This window comes from Tabrizicola sp., assembly GCF_051645465.1.
Classification (GTDB): domain Bacteria; phylum Pseudomonadota; class Alphaproteobacteria; order Rhodobacterales; family Rhodobacteraceae; genus Tabrizicola.
Window position 1 is genome coordinate 1 of the sequence record NZ_JBOFBI010000112.1, and the last position, 4182, is coordinate 4182.

The 4182-nt window shown below is 65.1% G+C and carries 4 protein-coding genes; 2 read left to right on the forward strand and 2 right to left on the reverse strand.

Annotation, left to right across the window (positions count from 1 at the left end; all coding sequences use genetic code 11):
- On the reverse strand, positions 1-710 hold a 710-nt coding region (locus ACRCSW_RS06870; RefSeq protein ID WP_438703706.1), incomplete at its 3' end, for a CHAD domain-containing protein.
- Positions 711-834: 124 nt separating this feature from the next.
- On the opposite strand from ACRCSW_RS06870, the gene ACRCSW_RS06875 reads away from it, so the two are divergent.
- Both ACRCSW_RS06875 and ACRCSW_RS06880 read left to right on the forward strand, forming a co-directional pair.
- The gene (locus ACRCSW_RS06875) at positions 835-1236 is read left to right on the forward strand and encodes a DUF4864 domain-containing protein (protein WP_438703708.1); all 402 of its coding nucleotides are present in this window, start codon (positions 835-837) and stop codon (positions 1234-1236) included.
- A gap of 212 nt (positions 1237-1448) precedes the next feature.
- Positions 1449-3737, forward strand: coding sequence for a right-handed parallel beta-helix repeat-containing protein (locus tag ACRCSW_RS06880; RefSeq protein ID WP_438703709.1), 2289 nt, complete (start codon positions 1449-1451; stop codon positions 3735-3737).
- A 61-nt stretch (positions 3738-3798) separates the two neighbouring features.
- Here the strand turns inward: ACRCSW_RS06880 and ACRCSW_RS06885 are convergent.
- Positions 3799-4182: pyridoxamine 5-phosphate oxidase (locus tag ACRCSW_RS06885; RefSeq protein ID WP_438703710.1), on the reverse strand; the 384-nt coding region annotated here is incomplete at its 5' end.

A 4182-nucleotide genomic window follows, 5' to 3' on the forward strand; every position in this document is an offset into this window, starting at 1 on the left:
GGCATCACGGCATCGAACAGGGCGGCCGCGTGGGCCGCGAGGACGGAGAGGTCGTGGTGATTGCCAAGCGCCTCGTCCAGGTGGTCGGCGCTGGTGACGATCGGTTTGAAGAGATCGGGCCAGACGGGGGTGAAGAGGCGGGATTGATACCACAGGTCCTTCGCGCGCTTGCGCCAGTCGTGGATCAGTTCTGGATCGGCGGGGTTTTCGCGGGCCGCCTCGGCCGCATCGCGGGCTTTGCGCCGGGTGATGGCGAGGCCCTGGCGGAGGATCCGGTCGTCTTTCCGGGACAGCGACAGGGTGTTGGCGGTTTCGCGGATGGCGGAGAGCTTTTCCTGCAGCGCGGGCGTTGGGCTAGTGGGTGGAGTGTCGCTTTCGGCGGCGAGGGTCTTTTGCAGCGGTTCCAAGGCCTTGGGCATGTCGGGGAAGAGCCGCTGCAGGGTGGCAAGGCGCACCTGGGCGTCGCGGCGGGCGGAGAGGGCGAGGGCGATCTCACGTAAGGAGAGGTTGAGGCCCGTGTAGTCTTTCAGGCCAGCGCGGGCGAGCCGCAGGAGCGCGCGGGACTTCTTCAGGCTTTTGCGGATGCCGTGGACGGCTTCGGGTGCATCTATCCGGCCAAGCCGGGTAACGGCGGACCCGAGTTCTTCGTCGATGATCCGGCGAATGCTGGCCTGAAGGCTGGGGTCGGAGAGGTCGAAGGCGTAGGCCAAAGGGCAAAATCCGGTAGCTGGGCGTCCAGTGTAACTTGGGGTGATGGACCGATTTAGCAAGTGGGCCTTGGCGGCGGGCGATCCGGTACTAAGATATCGGGGATATCAGAAGGAGGACCGGGGAATGCGCCGAAGCCTGCTTGCCGTCATCGTGTCTGTGGCGCTGTCCTTGCCGGGGCTGGCCCAGGAAGAGCCGATCCGGAAAACGATCCAGAGCCAGATCGATGCGTTTCTGGCGGATGATTTCGCCCGCGCCTTCACTTTCGCAAGCCCCAACATCAAGGGGATGTTCGGTACGGCCGAGAATTTCGGCGCGATGGTCAAGAACGGCTATCCGATGGTCTATCGCCCGGCCGAGGTCGAGATGATGGAGCTGCGCGAGATCGCCGGGAACCTGTGGCAGCGGGTGCGGGTGGTCGATCAGGCGGGCCAGGCGCATTACCTGGACTACATGATGATCGAGACGCCTGAGGGCTGGCAGATCAACGCGGTGCAGCTGTTGCCGGCGCCGGACATCGGGGTCTGAGGCTGCGGTCCCGGCGGGGTTACGATTTTTCTGCGAAAAATCGGGGTTGGGCCGGGGTGTTGCGTCTGAGCCTTGTTCTGCGCGCGGGCGGCTGAGAGCCGGTTAAACCTTCCTTGTTACCCCATTGCCCCAAGGCGGTGCGGTCTTTGGGGTGTACCCCCTATCCGTTTCGCCCTTGGCAGTGGCGCGAAGCGAGGCGAGGGAATTCCAACATGAACAAGGCTATCACCGACGGGCTGGTCCTGATGCCGCCGCCGTTTTCGGCAGGGCTGAACCTGTGGTCGCGCGAGGACGGGACGGCGGGGTCGGGGTCGTATCAGGGGCAGCCGAATGCGGCGCTGGTGACGAACGACCAGGATTTCGCGGGCTGTCTGGAGCTGCAGAAGACCGAAGCCACGCAGAAGCTGCGGTCCTTCGCGCAGACGCCGATCCAGCCAGGGTTGTACCTCCGGGTGACCGCACGGGTTAAGGCGGTGGCGGGGAACCTGCCTTCGGTCCGCATTGCGGCCTGGGCGGGGGATGTGACCGGCCAGAACGTGGCTGGGGTGGTGCAGACCGGGCCTTCGGTGACGCTGAGCCAGTATGGTCAGGTGGTGACGGTGAGTGCCATCATCTCGCCCGCGAGCCGGACGGGGGTGGACCTGCCTTGGACGACGCAGGTGACCTATGCACATGTGGGTCTTGATCTGACCGGGGCGAACGGGGGTGTCGTGCGGATCGACGATATCGTTGTCGAGGACGTGACGAACATCTTCATCCGCAAGCTGATGGATTGGGTCGATGTGCGCGATTTCGGCGCGCTGGGCAACGGGTCGACGAATGATGCGACTGCGTTCCTGGCTGCGGATGCGGCGGCGCAGGGGCGGGAGATTCTGGTGCCGTCGGGTGTGTTCCGGCTGACGAGCGATGTGACGATCAACAGCCGGATCCGGTTCGAGGGCACGCTGTCGATGCCCGCGAACCGCAAGCTGACGCTGACGCGGAACTTCGATCTGGACACCTATGGCCAGGCGTTTGGCAGCGAGCTTGAGGGCTTCAAGCGGGCGCTGCAGGCGCTGTTCTTCTTCACCGACTATGTGACGCTGGACCTGTCGGGGCGTCGCGTCGATCTGGCCGAGCCAATCGACGTGGCGGCCCTTTCGGGTATCAACAGCTTTTCGAGCCGTCGCGTGGTGCGGAACGGATCGCTCAACGCGGTGTCGGGGCCGGCCTGGGCCACGCAGGACGTGACGTCGGTCGGGACCTACTCGGCGTCAACCAACACTGTGCTGACCGGGGTCGCCAATGTGGCGAACGTTCCGGTGGGCGCGCTGGTGATGGGGACGGGCGTGGGCCGCGAGGTCTATGTGAAGGGCAAGAACGTGGGTGCTGGCACGATCGAGCTGAGCCAGCCATTGTGGGGTGCTGTCGGCACGCGGACCTATACGTTCCGGCGGTTCAAATACATGCTGGATTTCAGTGGCTTCGAGCTTCTGTCACGCTTCGAGATGGAGGACATCGAGTTCAACTGCCTCGGCAATGCCTCGGGCGTTCTGCTGCCGATGGCGGGGTCGACCCAGCGCTTCATGTCCTGCACGTTCAACCGGCCGCTTGACCGCGGGATCAGTTCGGCCGGGTCGGGGTGCCAGGGGATGTTTGTCGACATGTGCCAGTTCCTGTCGAACGAGCAGTCGGTCGCGGCGGTGGACCGCACGACGATTGCGATGAACGTGCAGGCCAATGACACGAAGCTGCGCAACAACCGGATCGTGCGGTTCGCGCATTTCGCGATCATGAACGGGACCGGCCATCTGATCCACGCAAACCACTTCTTCCAGGGCGACAACACCTCGGCGGGTTTGCGGCGGGCGGGGTTGGTGTTGACCCAGACCAACGTGTCGACCGTGGTGACCGGCAACTACATCGACAACTGCTTCATCGAATGGGGCAACGAGCATGACTCGGAGCCGCAGGAGAACGGCGAGTTCTCGTTCGGCGGGCTGAACATCGTCGGCAACGTGTTCATCGCTTCGGGGACAAGCCCGGCGTTCCGTTGGGTCGTGGTCAAGCCCTACGGGCCGGGGCACTTCTTCAGCGGGTTCTCGATGACGGGGAACAGCTTCCGCTGCTTTGGCAACATCATCGACCGTGTGGACGGGTTGGATACCAGCTTTGCGACGCTGGACTTCACCAGGTCGCGGAACGTCAGGGTGGAGGGGAACAGCTTCAACAACGTGGCGCAATGGGTCATGAACCCCGTGCTGGTGACCCATACCCAGAACACCGCGGCGGAGACCTGGAACGCGAGCGCGGGGGGCTTCGTTCCGTTTGGCGGGCGGATCCGGATGGTGCAGTCGGTGGCGCCGGAAGGGGTGATCACCAATGCCTCGAACCTCGGCCGCTATATGTTCCCCTATTCGGTGCCTGGCACGGGGGCGCAGGGCAACGAGGCGCAGCTGCGCTGGGGTGAGGCGGTGCGCGGGAAGGCCAATGTGACCCTGCGGAGGGATGTGCCGGCCTGATCGGGGAGGGGCGATTTTTCGACGAAAAATCGTGGGGGCGGCCCTTGGGGCCGCCCGTTTCCTATCGCAGATCGGCGGCTGTCAGGCGGAACGCCCGCGCGAAGCCAGCGTTCAGGAGAGCGGAGGCGGGCGTGAGGCGGACGAAGGCGAAGTCGGGGAGGTCTATGTAGAGCGTGGACTTGGGGTTCCGGGCGAGCCAGCGCTCACGGAGGCCGGGGCGTGCGGGATCGTCTGGGGCGACGAAGGCAGCGCGGGCGCGGATCATCAGGCGCGGATGGGTGAGGGGGTCGCCTTTGTCGCCGACCTCGCCCAGCATCAGCGCGCAGTCGGGGCGGTCGCGGAGCGCGCGGAAATGCGGGGCGAGGCCGGAGACGAGAGTCATGAGGCCCGCTTCGGGGTCGCGGGCGAAGGCGATGCGGCTGATCCCGGCTGTGCCGGTGTCGGG